At 74.0% G+C, this 15,707-nt stretch carries 11 protein-coding genes; 4 read left to right on the forward strand and 7 right to left on the reverse strand.

Features of this window, described 5'->3' with window-relative positions; genetic code table 11:
- Positions 1-654: 654 nt before the first annotated feature.
- Positions 655-1,980 (forward strand): MFS transporter, encoded by a 1,326-nt coding sequence (locus HCN08_RS21860; protein ID WP_167984894.1) that lies wholly within the window; start codon positions 655-657, stop codon positions 1,978-1,980.
- Here HCN08_RS21860 and HCN08_RS36670 read toward each other — a convergent pair.
- Together HCN08_RS36670 and HCN08_RS21870 are read right to left on the reverse strand one after the other, a co-directional pair.
- Positions 1,909-2,727: a helix-turn-helix transcriptional regulator gene (locus HCN08_RS36670; protein WP_167984895.1), complete on the reverse strand. Its 819-nt coding sequence runs from the start codon at positions 2,725-2,727 to the stop codon at positions 1,909-1,911. The two genes, HCN08_RS21860 and HCN08_RS36670, sit on opposite strands and share 72 nt — an antisense overlap.
- A 234-nt stretch (positions 2,728-2,961) precedes the next feature.
- Positions 2,962-3,339, reverse strand: a complete 378-nt coding sequence (locus tag HCN08_RS21870) for a MerR family transcriptional regulator (RefSeq protein ID WP_167984896.1) — start codon at positions 3,337-3,339, stop codon at positions 2,962-2,964.
- A 132-nt stretch (positions 3,340-3,471) separates the two neighbouring features.
- Here HCN08_RS21870 and HCN08_RS21875 point away from each other — a divergent pair, with 132 nt between their 5' ends.
- From HCN08_RS21875 to HCN08_RS21885, 3 genes are all read left to right on the forward strand, one after another.
- Positions 3,472-4,545 carry an alkene reductase gene (locus tag HCN08_RS21875; RefSeq protein ID WP_167984897.1) on the forward strand — a complete coding sequence of 358 codons (1,074 nt, stop codon included), beginning with the start codon at positions 3,472-3,474 and terminating at the stop codon, positions 4,543-4,545.
- Positions 4,546-4,756: 211 nt separating this feature from the next.
- On the forward strand, positions 4,757-6,823 hold the full coding sequence (locus HCN08_RS21880; protein WP_167984898.1) for a phosphocholine-specific phospholipase C: 2,067 nt from the start codon (positions 4,757-4,759) through the stop codon (positions 6,821-6,823).
- 79 nt (positions 6,824-6,902) lie between these two features.
- On the forward strand, positions 6,903-7,367 hold the full coding sequence (locus HCN08_RS21885) for an NUDIX domain-containing protein (RefSeq protein WP_167984899.1): 465 nt from the start codon (positions 6,903-6,905) through the stop codon (positions 7,365-7,367).
- A gap of 87 nt (positions 7,368-7,454) precedes the next feature.
- Here the strand turns inward: HCN08_RS21885 and HCN08_RS21890 are convergent, their stop codons facing one another.
- The 5 genes from HCN08_RS21890 to HCN08_RS21910 all read right to left on the reverse strand — a co-directional run bounded on the left by HCN08_RS21890 (position 7,455) and on the right by HCN08_RS21910 (position 15,697).
- Positions 7,455-11,480 (reverse strand): glycoside hydrolase family 3 C-terminal domain-containing protein, encoded by a 4,026-nt coding sequence (locus tag HCN08_RS21890; protein WP_206319085.1) that lies wholly within the window; start codon positions 11,478-11,480, stop codon positions 7,455-7,457.
- Between the two features lie 367 nt (positions 11,481-11,847).
- Positions 11,848-12,771: a hypothetical protein gene (locus HCN08_RS21895; protein WP_167984900.1), complete on the reverse strand. Its 924-nt coding sequence runs from the start codon at positions 12,769-12,771 to the stop codon at positions 11,848-11,850.
- Positions 12,768-13,715 carry a hypothetical protein gene (locus HCN08_RS21900; RefSeq protein ID WP_167984901.1) on the reverse strand — a complete coding sequence of 316 codons (948 nt, stop codon included), beginning with the start codon at positions 13,713-13,715 and terminating at the stop codon, positions 12,768-12,770. The genes HCN08_RS21895 and HCN08_RS21900 overlap by 4 nt, the downstream gene beginning before the upstream one ends.
- Positions 13,694-14,710: an FAD-dependent oxidoreductase gene (locus HCN08_RS21905; RefSeq protein WP_167984902.1), complete on the reverse strand. Its 1,017-nt coding sequence runs from the start codon at positions 14,708-14,710 to the stop codon at positions 13,694-13,696. The genes HCN08_RS21900 and HCN08_RS21905 overlap by 22 nt, the downstream gene beginning before the upstream one ends.
- Before the next feature lie 27 nt (positions 14,711-14,737).
- Entirely contained in the window at positions 14,738-15,697 is a 960-nt protein-coding gene (locus HCN08_RS21910; protein WP_167984903.1) for a 2-hydroxyacid dehydrogenase, read from the reverse strand.
- Positions 15,698-15,707: the final 10 nt, after the last annotated feature.

Below are 15,707 nucleotides of genomic sequence, written 5' to 3' on the forward strand. Positions count from 1 at the left end.
GGGGGCGGGGGGGGGGGGGGGGGGGGGGGGCGGCCGGCCGCCGCGGGGCGCGCGGGCGCGCGTCAGGGCGCGGCGGTGCGCGGGAAGGCGGGAGCGGGGGCCGTCAGGGACGGCGGGGCGTCAGCGACAGAGCGTGGTGTGGGTGCGGCACAGATCGACGTGCCGGCGCTTCGTCCGGCCGGGCCGCAGGACGGCGGCCCCGGCCGTCACGGCGCGCGATCCCTTCACGACGACTCCGATCGGCCCGGGCACGATGCCCCGGGCGCTGCTGCGCGGCTCCGGGCGGACCGGACCGCGTGACGCGTACTGACCGTGCAGGATGAACGTACGTGCCGGACGGCGTCTTCTGTCAAGCCCTTACGTCCACCGTCCCAGGTCCCGCGGGTGGCCGGCCGGGGGTCGTGCGGGTGCCGGCGGGCGGGTCGGGAGCGGCCGGCGCGGGCGGCCGGACCGGCGCCGGGTCCGGGGGCGTCCGGGGCGTCCGGCGGACGCGGGCCACCGGACCGGCGGGTCCGGCGCATCCGGCAGGTCCGGCGGGCGCGGGTCCGGCAGGTCCGGGTCCGGCGTACTCGGCGTCGGCGGGTCCGGCGTCGGTATCAAGAGGTACGGCCGCACGGTCAAGGCGGGGCGGGGCGCGGCCCGGAGACTGGGCGCATGAACTCTGAGGACTATGTGACCGGGAGCCCGCCGGACGCCCCCGGCGGCGCTGTCACGGACGCCCCCGTCGCAGCCGGCTCCCCGGCGGACGGCCCCCAAGCAGGCGGCTCCCCGGCGGACGGCTCCCCCGCGGACAGCCTCCGCGCGGACGGCTCCTCCGCGGACGCCCCCCGCGCGGCTCCCGGCGGCAAGGGCGCCAAGCCCTCCTGGGCGCCGGTTGCCGCGCTCACGCTCGGCATCGCGACGCTCGTGGCCGCCGAGTTCCTGCCGGCGAGCGTGCTGCCGGCCATGGCGTCGGACGTGGGTGTCAGCGAGGGCACGGCGGGGCTCGCGGTCGCGACGACGGCCGTCGCGGGGGCGGTGACCGCGCCGACGATCGCCGTCGTGCTGCCGCGCGCCGACCGGCGGACCGTGCTGATCGGGCTGCTGGTCGTCGCGGTGGCCTCCAACGCGGTGGTGGCGCTCGCGCCGGACTTCGCCGTACTGCTGCTGGGCCGGCTGCTGCTGGGCGTGGCCATCGCGGGCTTCTGGTCGTTCGCGCTGGGGGCGGGCACGCATGCGACGCCGGGGCGCGACCACGTGGTGTCCACGAGCCTGGCGCTGGGCGTGAGCGCGGCGACCATCATCGGGGTGCCGCTGTCCTCGGTGCTGGGCGACGCGGTGGGGTGGCGGCCGGTGTTCTGGTCGGCGGCGGGCCTGAGCGCGCTCGCGGTGGTCGCGGTGACGGTGACGCTGCCGCCGGTGCCGGCGCACCCGGGGGCGGGGCTCGGCATGCTGCGGCAGGCGCTGGCGAACCGGCGGCTGATGGCCGGGGTGGGCTGCATCGCGCTGGTGGCCTTCGGCAACTTCGCCGCATACCCGTACATCCGGATCGCGATCGAGCGGGTCACCGACGGCGGCACGGTGTGGCTGCTGCTCGGCTGGGGTGTGGGCGGGCTCGCGGGCAACCTCGCGGCCGGGGCGCTGGCCCGGCGGCTGGCCGTCGCGGTGGTGGCCGGGCCGGGGCTGCTGGCGGTGAGCCTGGTGCTGCTGGCGACGGCGGGCGGGCTGCCGGTGGCGACGGGGGCGATCGTGCTGTGGGGCTTCGGCTTCAACATGGTGCCGGTCGCGACGCAGCTGTGGGTGACCCGCGCCGAGCCGACCCGGGTGGAGTCGGCGCTGTCGTTGCAGGTGACGGCGTTCCAGGTGTCCATCACCGCCGGCTCCGCGGTCGGCGGGGCCGTGGTGGACGGCGGCGGGGTGCGGGCGGCGCTACTGGTCGGCGCGGTCGCGGCCCTCGCCGCGGGCGCCGGGTTCGCCGCACTGCACGGCCGGCGGGCGTGAGCGCCAGCCCTGCGGGGAGCTGCCGTGGTAGGCGGAGAAGGCGCGGCTGAAGGCGGCGGCGGAACCGTACCCGACGGTGAAGGCGATCTGCTCGACGGGCTTGTCGGTGCCGGCCAGCAGCGCGCGGGCGTGCCGCATCCGGACCTCGCGCAGCACCTGCGCGGGGCTGCGGCCGAGGTCGCGGCGGAAGCGCTCGCCGAGCGAGGAGCGGGACAGGTGCGCGACCCGGGCCATGCTCTCCACCGTCCAGGGCCGCCCGGGGTGCGCGTCGAGCACCGAGACGAGGGCGGTGAGCCGCGGGTCGGGGCCGCGGCGGGCGTCCTCGTCGAGGGTGCGCAGCATCGCGGACTGGATGAGCCCGCCGTAGCTGGCGGCGAAGAGCGGCTGCTCGCGGCGCGGGTCGAGCGGGCACATCCGTACCAGCTCGACGATGCCGCGGTTGCCGCTCGCGAAGTCCCGTACGATCAGCGGCTCTTGGCGCGGCGGCACCGCCCGCAGGGTGCCCACCGCGACCTGGGCGGCGGTGAGCGCGACGAGCCGGCAGGGGGTGCGGCCGTCGGCGTGGAAGGCGTCGCCTGCGACCAGCGTGTGCGCCCGCCCGGCGGCCTCCAGCCGGACCTCGCCGTCCAGGACCAGCACCCACACCGGCACCCCGTCCACGCCGTCGAGCCGCTCCCGGGGGCCGAGCCGGCGCAGCACGACGGCGATCATGTCCCACGCCGCCCCGCCGCCACCGCCCCGGGGCACGCCCGCTCCCTCCACCACGGTCATGCTCCACCAAGCGCCCGCACGGCGAGCACTATTCCGCCGCCGGCGCCGCGGGCTGCCCGCCGGGCCGCACCGGGGGCCTCGCCGGCAGGTTCTTCCGCACGCTGCCCCACGGGTCGTGCCGCAGGGTGTACGCCGAGCTGCCGGCAGGTCTCAGGGCGAGCTGTGCTGCGGCGCCTGGCTGCGGGCCGGGCCGCGTCGCCCCGCGGAGCGCTACGCGGCTTCGTGTTCCTCCAGGCACTCCTTGCCGCGCCGGGCCGCGGCCATCGCGGCGTCGAGCAGGTCGCGGGTGTGGAGGAGTTCGGCGATGTGGGCGGAGAGCTTCTCGCGTTCCTGGGCCATGCGTTCCAGGGCGGCGCGGGAGTTCTCCAGGCTCGGGGAGTCCACGCACGGGAGCAGCTCGTGGATGGTGCGGCTGGACAGGCCGGCGGTGTAGAGGCGCTGGAGGAACAGCACGCGCTCGACGTCGCCCTCGGCGTAGTGACGCTGACCGCTGGGGCTGCGCTCGCTGGTGAGCAGGCCCTGCTCCTCGTAGTAGCGCAGCGACCTGACGCTGACGCCGCTGCGCCGCGCGAGCTCCCCGATGCGCATCGCACTGCCCTTCCGCCCGGCGGTGTGTGGTCCGCGTCACCCGCGGCGGGCTTGCCTCTGACATGGATGTGAGGTTTTAGCGTAGCAGCCGGCCCCGAGATCCGGGCGCCGGAAGGCAAGGAGTCCCCCCAGATGACGACACTGCTCAGCGGCTACCGGCTCGGCGCTCTCACGCTGCCGAACCGCGTCGTGATGGCCCCGATGACCCGGGCCCGCGCCACCGCCGACGGCCTGGCGACCGCGTCCATGGCGACGTACTACGCCCAGCGCGCCACGGCCGGGCTGATCGTGACCGAGGGCGTGCAGCCGAGCCTGATCGGCCAGTCCAACCCCGCCACGCCCGGGCTGCACACGCAGGAGCAGGCCGACTCCTGGCGCCAGGTGACCGACGCCGTGCACGCCAACGGCGGCCGTATCTTTGCCCAGTTGATGCACGGCGGACGCGTCTCGCACCCCGACACCACCGGCCACCGGCCGGTCGGCCCCTCCGCCGTACCCGCGACCGGCGAGGTCTTCACCCCCACCGGACCGCAACCCGCCCCCGTACCGCGCGCGTTGGAGACGCACGAGATCGCCGGGCACGCCGGGTCGTACGCGCAGGCCGCCCGGCTCGGCGTGGCGGCCGGCTTCGACGGCGTCGAACTGCACGGCGCCAACGGCTACTTGATCTCCCAGTTCCTCTCCTCCAACGCGAACCTGCGCACCGACGGCTACGGCGGTACGATCGCCGGCCGGATCCGCTTCGCGGTGGAGGCCGCCGCCGCGACCGCCGACGCGATCGGCCCGGACCGCACCGGCATCCGGCTCTCGCCGGGCGGCACGTTCTGGGGCGTACGGGAGGACGACGTGCCGGAGCTCTACACCGCGCTGCTGGCCGAACTCGCCGCGCTGGACCTGGCGTACGTGCACGTCGAGGCCACCGCGGACGAGCCGACGCTGCTGGCGCTGCGCCGCGCGTGGCCGGGCACGTACATCGTGAATCCGACGCTGCCGATGGGCCCCAAGCAGACGGACCGCGCCGCCGCGGACCACTGGCTCGGCCTCGGCGCGGACCTGGTCAGCTTCGGCCGGGCCTTCCTGTCCAACCCCGACCTGGTCGAGCGGCTGCGCACCGGCGCGCCGATCGCGCCGGTCGACGAGTCCACGCTGTACGGCGGCGGCGACGCCGGCTACCTGACGTATCCGGCGCATCAGTACGCGGCCTGACCTCGGGAGCGGTCCGTCCGCCGGGCGTCGGCTCGGCGACGGCCGCGGGACGGGCCGCCGTACGGGAGCGTTCATGCGGCATTGACACGATGAGCGGGCCGTCATCAGCATGTGCACGTCACGACGGACGCCCTCCCGCTCCCCGGCGCGCACCCCGCGCGGCCACGTCCGCCGCCCGGGCCGCCCCCACCGGACGTCAGGAGAACCACCCATGGTCAACGTCGATCGCCGAAGGTTCCTGCAGCTCGCGGGCGCCGGTGCCGCCGCGTCCGTGCTCACCGGAGGGGTCGCGAGAGCCGCCGCGATCCCGGCCGCCGCGGGGACGGGCACCCTCCAGGACATCGAGCACGTCGTCGTCCTGATGCAGGAGAACCGCTCCTTCGACCACTACTTCGGCACCCTGCGCGGCGTCCGCGGCTTCGGCGACCCGCGCCCGGCGACCCTGCCGAGCGGCAAGTCGGTCTTCCACCAGGCGAGTTCGGCCGGGCGCGAGACGCTGCCCTTCCGGCCGGACGCCGACAACCTGGGCCTGCAGTTCATCCAGGACCTCGACCACAGCTGGTCCGGCACCCACCAGGCGTTCAACGGCGGGAACTACGACCGCTGGATCCCCGCGAAGACCACGACCACGATGGCCTACCTCACCCGCGAGGACATCCCCTTCCACTACGCGCTCGCCGACGCCTTCACCATCTGCGACGCCTACCACTGCTCGATGCTCAGCTCCACCGACCCCAACCGCTACTACATGTTCACCGGTTTCGCCGGCAACGACGGCAAGGCGGGCGGCCCGGTGCTCGGCAACGAGGAGGCCGGCTACGGCTGGACGACGCTGCCGGAGATCCTGGAGAAGGCGGGCGTGTCCTGGAAGGTCTACCAGGACACCGGCACCGGCCTCGACGCGGCCGGGAGTTGGGGCTGGACCAGCGACGCCTTCATCGGCAACTACGGCGACAACTCGCTGCTCTACTTCAACCAGTACCGCAACGCCAAGCCCGGCAGCCCGCTCTACGACAAGGCCCGCACCGGCACCCAGGCCAAGGGCGGCGAGGGCTACTTCGACCGGCTGCGGGCCGACGTGCTGGCCGGCGCGCTCCCCCAGGTCTCCTGGATCGCCGCCCCCGAGGCCTTCTGCGAGCACCCCAACTGGCCCGCGAACTACGGCGCCTGGTACGTCTCGCAGGTGCTGGACGCGCTCACCGCCGACCCCGACGTGTGGAGCCGTACCGCGGTCTTCCTCACCTACGACGAGAACGACGGCTTCTTCGACCACGTCGTGCCGCCCTTCCCGCCCGCCTCCGCCGCGCGCGGCCTGTCCACCGCCGACGTCACCGCCGACCTCTACACCGGCGGCCTGTCCGGATACGCCGCAGGCCCCTACGGGCTGGGCCCGCGGGTGCCCATGCTGGTGCTCTCGCCGTGGAGCACCGGCGGCTGGGTGTGCTCGCAGACCTTCGACCACACCTCGATCGTGCAGTTCATCGAGAAGCGCTTCGGCGTGCACGACCCGAACGTCTCGCCCTGGCGCCGGGCGGTGTGCGGCGACCTCACCTCCGCCTTCGACTTCACCCGTAGCAACGCCGCCGCGCCCGCGCTCCCCGGCACCGGCGGCTACGCCCCGCCCAACCACACCAACCCCGGCAGTTACATCCCCGAGCCACCCGCGACCGGCGCCGTACCCCGGCAGGAGCCCGGGCTGCGCAGTGCCCGGCCGCTGCCGTACGACCTGGCCGCCGACACCAAGCCGGTGAGCGGGCGCATGCAGTTCACCTTCGGCAACTTCGGGGCGGCCGGGGCGTCCTTCCTGGTCACCTCGGCGGTGCGCACCGACGGCCCGTGGCCGTACACCGTCGAGGCGGGCAAGACGCTCGCCGACACGTGGGCGATGCCCGCCGCCTCGGCCCGCTACGACTTCTCCGTCCAGGGCCCGAACGGCTTCCTGCGCCGGATGGCCGGCACCGCGGGCAAGGTCGGCCCCGAGGTCACCGCCCGGCACGACGCCGCCACCGGCCACGTCACGCTGGTCTTCAGCAACCCCGGCACCGGCTCGGTCACCTTCACCGCGACCGACGCGTACGCGCCCACGCAGCACTACACGTACACCGTCGCGGCGGGCGGCTCGCGCACCGTCACCGGCTGGGGCGTGCCGGCCGGCAACCGCTGGTACGACGTCACCGTGACCTCCAGCGCCGACTCGGCCTACGTACGGCGCTTCGCCGGCCACGTGGAGACCGGCGCGCCGGGCACGAGCGACCCGGCGACGCTGACGACCGGCTGACGGCGCCGCGGCTGACCGCGCCGCTCACAGCGCCGCTGACCGCACCGCTTTCCGGGCCCGCACTGCCAGACTTGGCCCCATGGCTGAGATCAGACGCAGCGCGGGCCTGCTCCTCTTCCGCCGCACCGCCGCCGGGGCGGAGGTGCTGCTCGGCCACATGGGCGGGCCGTTCTGGGCCCGCAAGGACGCCGGGGCGTGGACGGTGCCGAAGGGCGAGTACGGGGCCGGTGAGCGGGCCTGGGACGCCGCCCGGCGGGAGTTCCGCGAGGAGCTGGGCCTGCCCGCGCCCGAGGGCGCGGCGCTGCCGCTGGGCGAGGTGGTGCAGTCGGGCGGCAAGCACGTGACGGTGTGGGCCGTCGAGGGCGACCTCGACCCGGCGCTGATGGTGCCGGGCACCTTCACGATGGAGTGGCCGCGCGGCTCGGGCCGCACCGCGGAGTTCCCCGAGCTGGACCGGGCGGCGTGGTTCGGCCTCGCGGCGGCCCGCGAGGTCGTGGTCACGGCGCAGACGGCGTTCCTGGACCGGCTGGCCGAGCTGCTGTGACGGGCCCGCCCCGCGCCCGGGGTGTCCGGGGCGGGGCGGGCTCTGCCGGCGTTGCGGGAATCGCGGGATTCGCGGGATTCGCGGGCGTCAGCTCGCGGGCATCAGCTGCGCCATGTTGAAGCCGGCGACGTCCTTGCTGGAGCCGATGCCGTCGCCCCACTGCGTATAGCCCTTGCGGACGCCGTTGTCCTTGTCGTTGTCGTCCAGGGCGAAGGAGAAGACGGTGTTCGCGGTCGGCTGGACCGAGGTGAGGTCGCTCCAGGGGATGGCCAGCCGGTAGAGGGTGGTGTGGGCGGCCTCGTCGCGGGTCACGTGCACGACCGCGTTCGTGACCTGGCCGCTGCCCTCGGTCGGCGCGGTCCAGCGGTAGAGCTGCTCGCCGAGGGAGGTGAGGGCGGCGCCGTATTCGTAGTGGCCGTCGACCGAGGCGGTGGACGGCGCGGCCGACGAGCCGGGGACGCCGGAGGTCGCGGCGAACTGCAGGCAGTCGCCCTGCCAGATGTCGGCGCCGGTGGCCGGCTCGGAGAAGACGTCGTCGGTGAGGTCCGCCGTCAGGTAGAGGTGGGCGGCGTCCCAGTCCAGCCACACCTTGCCGGACAGGTCCGGGTCGCCGCCGTACGGCTGGGAGCCGTCGAGGGTGGACCAGGTGCCGTCCGCGGAGGTGGACAGGTCGACGGCGGGGCCGTCGGAGACGTCGGCGAGCGTCCAGTCGTCGCCCAGGCTCTTGTTGACCACCGGCAGGAAGGTGACGTGCCCGGAGAAGGACTCCGAGGCGCGGTCGCCGGCGATGACGCCGGTGACGGTGAAGGAGTAGGGCGTGGCGAAGGTGATGCCGGGCACCGGCACGTCCACCGTGGCCGAGTCCTGCGGGGCGATGGTCGCGCTGACCGGCTGGGTGCCGGTCCGGCTGCCGAGCTTCCACTGCACGCCGGTGACGGTGGTCGGGGTGTCGGACGGGTTGTGCAGCTGGACCTTGAGCGTGCCGGCCGCCGGTTCTGTGCCGGTGACGACCGGGGTGACCTGCTCGGGGGTCGCGCCCGAGGTCACGGTGAGCGGGCTGACCGCGGCCTGGCTGTAGACGCCGGCGGCGCCGGTGAAGGCCGCGGTGGCGTCCAACTCCGCCTTGGTGCCGGGGCTCGCGTTGGCCGGGACGGTGACGCTCCAGGTGGCGGTGACCTTCCTGCCGGGCGCGACCGTGCGGATCGTGACCGGTGAAGTGGCCTTCGCCGCCCAGCCGTCGGGGGCGGTCAGGCCGAGGGTGAGGCCGCGGACGGGCTGCGCGCCGGTGTTGGTGTAGCTCGCGGTCGCGGTGACGGTGGTGCCGGGCTTGACGATGCCGGCGGCCTGGAGGCCGAACGGGTTCTGCACGACGATCGGGGCCGTGCCCGTCACGCCGTCGACGGTGACCTCGATGGTCGCGGCGCCGGGGGCGCGCGCGGTGACCACGCCGGTGCGGCTGACGGTGGCGACCCGCGGGTCGGTGCTGCGGTAGGTGACGTGGGCGCGGCGCAGGTCGGCGAACGACTGGTCGTTGTTCGCCGCTTCGACGATGTGGTCGGCGGCGGCGTGCGGCTGCTCCAGCACCGGGTCGGTGTCCGGGGCGAGGAAGGGGTTGGTGCCGGTGAGGTCCAGGGTGCCGCCGGGCGCGAAGACCACCTGCGGCGGCTGGACGGTGACCGACCGCACCTTCGGCGTGATCGCGCCGTGCACGCGTACGGTGCCGGAGCCGACGGCGGTCGCGGAGTCGGGGCCGACGCGGAATCGGTAAGTGCCGTCGTCCACGACCTGCTTGAGCCTGCTCTCGTCCCAGCGGCTGAGGTCGGCGACCTTGACCGACAAGGTGATGTGCTGGGTGCGGCCGGGCTTGAGGACCGCGGTCTTCTGGAAGCCCGCGAGCTGCTGCTGGGGCAACTCCACGCCGGGCACGGTGAATTGGCGTGCCGCGTAGAGCTGGGCAACGGTGGCGCCGGCGGTCTTGCCGGTGTTGGTGACGTCGAAGCTCACCTTCACCGTGCCGTCCGCGGACACCGCGCCGGGTCCGACCCGTACGTGGGAGTAGGCGAAGCGGGCGTAGGACAGGCCGTATCCGAAGGGGTAGGTGGGCGTGTCGGTGAAGTACATGTACGTGCGGCCCAGTCCGCCGGTCTCGGAGGGCGTGAGGCCGTAGGAGTCCATCGAGGGCAGCTGCGAGGTGTCGGTGAACCACGTGAAGTCCAGGTGCCCGGACGGGTTCTGCTGCCCGAAGAGGACCTGGGCGAGCGCGGTGCCCTGGCTCTCGCCGTTGTAGCCGGAGAAGACGATCGCGGGGAAGTCCTGCTGCGCGGCCCGGATGTCGTACGGCCCGTCGGCCTGCATGACCAGCGCGGTGCGCGGGTTGCCGAGGGCGGCGGCCTGGCTGATGAGCGAGTCGTAGTTGCCGGGCAGGGCGAGCGCGGAGCGGTCGGTGCCCTCGTCGGCGACGCCCATGTCGGAGCCGACCACCACCAGCACCAGGTCGGCGGTCCTGGCCGCGGCCTGCGTGGCGGCCGAGCAGGCGGCGGGCGTGGTCGCGCCGGTGGAGGTGCCGCACGCGTCGAAGGTCACCGTGGCGGCGGGGTCGGCCGCGTGGACGGCCGCGGTGATGCCCTGCACGGCGTTGACGGTGAGCGTCGGTCGGCCCGAATAGCCGCCGAGCGTCGTGGTGTTGGCGAGGTTGCCGAGGATCACGACGCTGCGGAGCTTGGCCGGGTTCGCCGGCAGCAGCGGCGCCGAGGTGCCCTTGACGTCGTCGTTCTGCAGCAGCACCAGGTCCTGGGCCGCGACCTTCGCCGCGAGCGCCTGGTGGGCGGGCGACTCGATCTGCGCCTTGGTGATCTTCGTGTAGGCGACCTTGCTGGCGGGGTCGAACTCACCTGTCTGCATGCGGACGGTGAAGAGCTTGGTGAGCGCCCCGTCGATGACGCCGGGCGTCAACAGGCCGAGCGAGATGGCCGCGTCGATGTTGGCGGTGGTCAACTCCCCGCCGGCGCAGTTGAGCTGGGTGCCGGCCCGCAGCGCGTACGCCTGCCCGCCGGCCGCCGCCGGGACCTGCTTGCCGGTCGCTTCCTGCGTCCACGTCGTGCCGTTGGTCGTCCACCCCGGGGGCGCCCAGTCGTGCGCGCCGGAGGAGTAGACGTCGCCGACCGCGCCGCAGTCGGAGGTGGTGTAGCCGCCGAAGCCGTAGGTGGCCTGGAGCAGTTCGCCGACGGTGTACGTGTTCGCGGGCGCCGGGGTGCCGTTGACCGCGTTGTAGGCCGTCATCACTCCGGAGACGTGCGCGTCCTGCACCAGGCTCGCGAACTGCTTGGTGTAGTAGTCGCGGATGTTGGCGTCGGTGGTGTTCGCGCTCTGCGTATGGCGGGCGTTCTCGTCGTTGTTGAGCGCGTAGTGCTTCGCGGTCGCGGCGACCTTCAGATACGGCGTCGTCTGCCGGCCGTCGATCGTCCGGCCCTGGTAGCCGTTCACGAACGCGCCGGCCATCGTGGAGGCGAGGTAGGTGTCCTCGCCGAACGACTCGTTGGTGCGCCCCCAGCGCGGGTCGCGGTCCATGTTGACCGTCGGCGCCCAGAAGGTGAGGTCGCCGTAGTCGGACGCGGACGGGCCGAGGTTGTTCTGCCCGGTGCCGAACAGGGACTTGTCCAGGAAGCCGCGCGCCTCGTCGGAGATCGCGGTGGTCTCCTGGTACGTCAACTGCGGGTCCCAGGACATGGTGGCCGCGAAGTTCACCGGGAAGCTGGTCGCCGCCGGGTTCAGCTCGCCCTGGCTGCCGGCCGCGGTGTCCGCGCCGAGCCGGTTGATGCCGTGCTGGCCCTCGCTCCAGTACGTGTACCGCTGCACGCCCAGCCGCGGTATCGCGGGCGCGTTGTTGGTCTGGAGCTGCGCCACCTTCTCCGGCAGCGTCATCCGCGCGACGAGGTCGGCGGCGCGCTCGGCGAACGAGTAGTGCGTGTCGAGGTAGACCGGCGGCGAGGCCGCGGAGTGACCCGCCCCCCGCGGGCTCGCCTGCGCCACGGCCGGCACCCCGGCCACCACGGTCGCCGCGACCGCGGCGGCCAGCAGTCGTCCGGCTGATTTCCTGAGTCTTCGGGAGCGCACAGTCGTCTCCTTCACGTCACGCGCCACAGGGGCAGTTCACGGGAAGCGCACGAGCACTTGCGCGGGCGGCCCGCCTGACATCGTTGTCCCCCGTCCGGCCCAAAGCCCCGGGAGACGGCCGCCCACCGAACGGATGGGAAAGTCGCCCCGCCACTGTTCAGCTTGGTATGAGCAGAAGTCAAGGCGTCGACAGGGGCGGAAGGGAATGGTGGGAAGCGGCGGAAAAGTCGACTGACAAAGGGAATCCCGCACGCGGCGGCAGGTCGCGCCGTTTACGGCAGGGCTCCCCCCGCCCGGCGTGCGGAGGGACACCCGCACCGCCCCTTCTGCCCAAAACCGGCAGAACCTGCACGCCCGCCGCGCCGGCTCAGTCCCCGGTCAGCAGCACCAGCGCGGCCAGCACGATGCATCCCGCGCCCGCCACGACCCCCGGGTCCAGGGAGCCCGGCTGCCGCCACACCGCGACGGCGGCGACGACCAGCGGCTCGGACAGCAGCCACGTCCCGTCCGTGGCCGAACGGGACCGGGCGGCGCCCACGTAGAGGAGCAGGTACGGGGCGGCCGTGCAGACGATCCCGGCGGCGGGTACCAGCAGCAGCGCGGCAGGGCGCAGCCGGTCGGGCTGCGGCACCACGAGCGACGGGTGCACGAGCACCACGACCGCGGCTGCCACCAGGCACATCAGCAGCGCGGCCTCGAAGGAGCGGCGGGCGAACTGCCAGGTGTCGGGGAAGGCCGCCGCCGACCGGCGGGCGATCAGCGTGGTCAGCGCCAGCAGCAGCCCGTTGGCGAGGGCGAGGCCCACACCGAGCCACCATCTGCCGCCGGACCCGGTGGACCGCCAGAACTGCGTGGTCAGCACCGCCCCGAGGACGCCCACGGCGATCGCCGCCCCGGAGCGGATCCCCAGGCTGTCCCGCCACTGCCGCAGGGACGTCAGGAGCGTGTACCAGACCGGGTAGAGGTAGACCAGCGCGGTGGCGACCGTCGGGGACACCCCCAGCGCGAGCGCCTGCGCGAAGGTCCAGAAGGCGGCCACCAGGCATGCCGCGTTCAGCCACACCAGCCGCCGGCCGCCGCTGCCAGCGCCGTACGCGGCGCGCCACTGGAAGAGCCCCGCGGCCACCGCGACCCGCAGCAGCACCTGCGCGGGCACCGGAACGCCGGCCGCGGCAAGCGGGTTGACCAGGAACGACAGCAGCCCAAAGCAGGCGCCCGCGCCCACCAGATACCCCGCCGCCGCATGGCGCCGGTGCGGCGGGGCGGTCGCGCCGGCGCCGGCCCGGCTCATCCGGTCTGCCGGGCTCCGGGCACCGCCAGGGGGAACTGGGCGCCGCTCACGTCCGGTTCGACGGCCGGCGCGAACGGCACGTCCTGCAGCCACCGCACGCCCGTGGTGAACTCCACGGCCGGGCCCGCGTCCTGCCCCCGGGTGACCCGGACGTGGACCCGGGCGCCGGAGGGCTGCACGACCCCCATGCTCGTCACCCGCCGCCCCGACCGCCGCCAGGCGTCCAGGGCCAGCGCGACCGCGGCGCTGCCGCAACTGGTCTCCCGGGTCAGCACGTCGAGCGCGCGGACGTAGACGTACGGGACGATCCGGACGTCCGGGGGTGTGCGGCGGACGAAGATGACGCCGAGGGCGGCGGTCGGGCTGCCGGCGGCGAACCGGTCGACGAGTTCCCGCACCCGGGCGGGCGCCGGCTCGCCGGTCGGGTCGTCGACCAGGACGTGGGTGATGCCGGGCAGCGCCACCACCCGCACCCGGGATCCGTCGCCCGCCGCCGTCCGGGTCGTCTCGAACGGGAAGGCGCCGAAGCGCAGGCTCACGTCGGTGCGGTCCTCGCCCGGGCCGTGCGACGCGGCACCGCTGACCATCAGCACATCGCCCGCGATGTCGCAGGCGAAGGAGAAGCGGGGCCGGCGCTCGTACCAGCGGTAGATGGCGAAGAAGGCCGAGGCGAGCCCGTTGACGCTCAACTCCCCGCCCATCATCCGCAGGGCCGGGAAGGTCGTCCGCGCGGGTGTCCCGGCGGGGTGGCCGGGGTCCGCGGGCGGGGTGAGGTGCAGCCTGGGGGTGACGACGCCGACCTGTTCGACGCCCAGCCGGGGCAGCAGCCGCTGGAAGAACGCGGCCGGCGCGTCGTAGAACGGCGCGGGAAGGATGCAGGTCGGATTGCCGGAGGGCAGCAGTATCGCCGCGTGCGGGACGTTCACGGCCTCGTCCTCTCCCATGCCGCGACGGCCGTCTCGACCGCCTCGTGGGCGGCACCCCAGGACAGGGTCACGCCCGCTCCCCCGTGGCCGTAGTCGTGGACGACCGTCCGGCCGCCGACCTCCTCGGCTTCGAGGCGGACCCCGCCCAGCCGGATGGGCCGCAGCCCGCCGACCGCCGCGGTGATCCGGTCCGCGCTCAGCTCGGGAACGGTCAACTCCAGTGCCGACAGATCCAGTTCCCGCCACCGTTCATGGAAGGCGAGGATCGTGTCGATCTCCTTCGGCGTGGGCTCCTCGGTTGCGTAGTCGGTGAAGTAGCCGGCACCGAGCGCGATACGGTCCGAACGCGGCGCCAGCACGTAACTCCCGGTGGACAAGATCGCGTCGAGCCGGTCCTGCCGGTGGGAGAGCACCACTCCTTTGACCGGGCGGAATCCGGTGTCCTTGCACAGGTCCGCGGAGCCCAGCCCCGTGCAGTTCAGCACCACGCGCCCGGCGGATCGACCGACCGCGTCGTCCAGGGACGTGAAATGGACTCCGGTACGGATCCGGCCGCCGCGGGCGGTGATCTCCGCGTCCAGACTCCGCAAATAGACGTCCATCTCGATGACGAACGACGGAAACCGCCAGGCGTACCGCATGTCCTCCGGGAGATGCGGCAGATGGTAGGTGCGCAATTCGCCGGCGAATTCCCCGACGGCGGGGCGGTCGGCGTCCGACGCCCCGAATCTGATCAGGTCCACCGGCCTGATCCCCCGGTCCTGCGCCGCCATCCGCCGGAAGGCGCCGTAGGTCTGCGCCGCCCACCGCCGCACCCGCTGCGCCGCCCGGTCCCCCGCCGGGCCGTCGCCGCCGGCCACGAATATCGGCAGCCATACGGCGCACGCGGCGCTCGACGCCGTCGCGTCCCACGGCCGGTCGGCGACGACCTCGACGCTGTGGCCACGGCCCGCCAGCATGGATGCGCTGGTCAGGCCGATGACGCCATGCCCTATCACCGTGAAGTCCATCATTCCCCCCCGATCGTTCGACCCCCGGGCTCAGCCCCGTCCGCCGAGCCACTGTGCGTTGACGACGTTCACCGGCGCGCCCCGCAGATACGCCTCGACGTTGGAGACGCACACATCGCCCTTGCGCACGACCGCCTCATCGGTGTTGAAGCCGATATGCGGGGTGAGGACGACATTGGGCAGTGCCAGGACCGCCGGGTCCGGCACGGCGATCTCGTCGAGTCCGGCGCCCGCGATCTCACCGCCGGCGAGCGCGGCCACGAGCGCGGCCTGGTCGACGACGGCCGCCCGGGTGGTGTTGATCAGCACCGCGGTCTTCTTCATCGTCCGCAGTTCCTCGGCGCCGATCAGGCCGCGGGTCTGGTCGGACAGCGGTACGTGCAGCGACACGAAGTCGCTGGCCGCGAGCAGTTCGGGCAGCCCGACGAAGGTCACGCCCAGTTCCGCGGCGCGCTCGGGGTCCGTCCGGCGCGCGTGGGCGAGCACGTTCATGCCCAGCGCCCTTCCCGCGCGGGCCAGTTGGCCGCCGATGTCGCCGACGCCGACGACGCCGAGGGTGCTGCCGCGCAACTCCCGGGCGCGGAAGCCCTTCCAGGAGTAACCGCCCTTGCGGACGTGGTCGTCGGCCCGCAGGATGTCCCGGTTGACGCTGAGCATCAGGCCGAGGGCGAGTTCGGAGACCGCGCTGCCGGCGTAGGAGGGGATGTTGGAGACGGGGATACCGCGCTTGGCGGCTGCGGCGACGTCCACGTAGTCGTAACCGGTCGCCCAGACCGCGATGAACCGCAGGTCGGGGAGCCGGGCGAGCACCGAGTCGGCCACGCTGGTCCAGCCGAGGACGGCGATCTCCGCGCCGGCGAGCCGGGCGACGATCTCGTCCTCGCCCTGCGGGTTGTCGTGGTACCAGGTCACCTCCCCGGCGGCGCTCAGGCGGTCGATGCTTCCCTTGTCGAGTTCCACCTCGTCCAGCACGACGATGCGACGGCTCACGATGTCACTT

The organism is Actinacidiphila epipremni, from assembly GCF_012034175.1.
GTDB lineage: Bacteria > Actinomycetota > Actinomycetes > Streptomycetales > Streptomycetaceae > Actinacidiphila > Actinacidiphila epipremni.

Coding starts and splice junctions, on each gene's coding strand:
- HCN08_RS21860 (WP_167984894.1), top strand. CDS start 655: ATGAACTCTGAGGACTATGTGACCGGGAGCCCGCCGGACGCCCCCGGC.
- HCN08_RS21870 (WP_167984896.1), bottom strand. CDS start 3,339: ATGCGCATCGGGGAGCTCGCGCGGCGCAGCGGCGTCAGCGTCAGGTCG.
- HCN08_RS21875 (WP_167984897.1), top strand. CDS start 3,472: ATGACGACACTGCTCAGCGGCTACCGGCTCGGCGCTCTCACGCTGCCG.
- HCN08_RS21880 (WP_167984898.1), top strand. CDS start 4,757: ATGGTCAACGTCGATCGCCGAAGGTTCCTGCAGCTCGCGGGCGCCGGT.
- HCN08_RS21885 (WP_167984899.1), top strand. CDS start 6,903: ATGGCTGAGATCAGACGCAGCGCGGGCCTGCTCCTCTTCCGCCGCACC.
- HCN08_RS21895 (WP_167984900.1), bottom strand. CDS start 12,771: ATGAGCCGGGCCGGCGCCGGCGCGACCGCCCCGCCGCACCGGCGCCAT.
- HCN08_RS21900 (WP_167984901.1), bottom strand. CDS start 13,715: ATGGGAGAGGACGAGGCCGTGAACGTCCCGCACGCGGCGATACTGCTG.
- HCN08_RS21905 (WP_167984902.1), bottom strand. CDS start 14,710: ATGATGGACTTCACGGTGATAGGGCATGGCGTCATCGGCCTGACCAGC.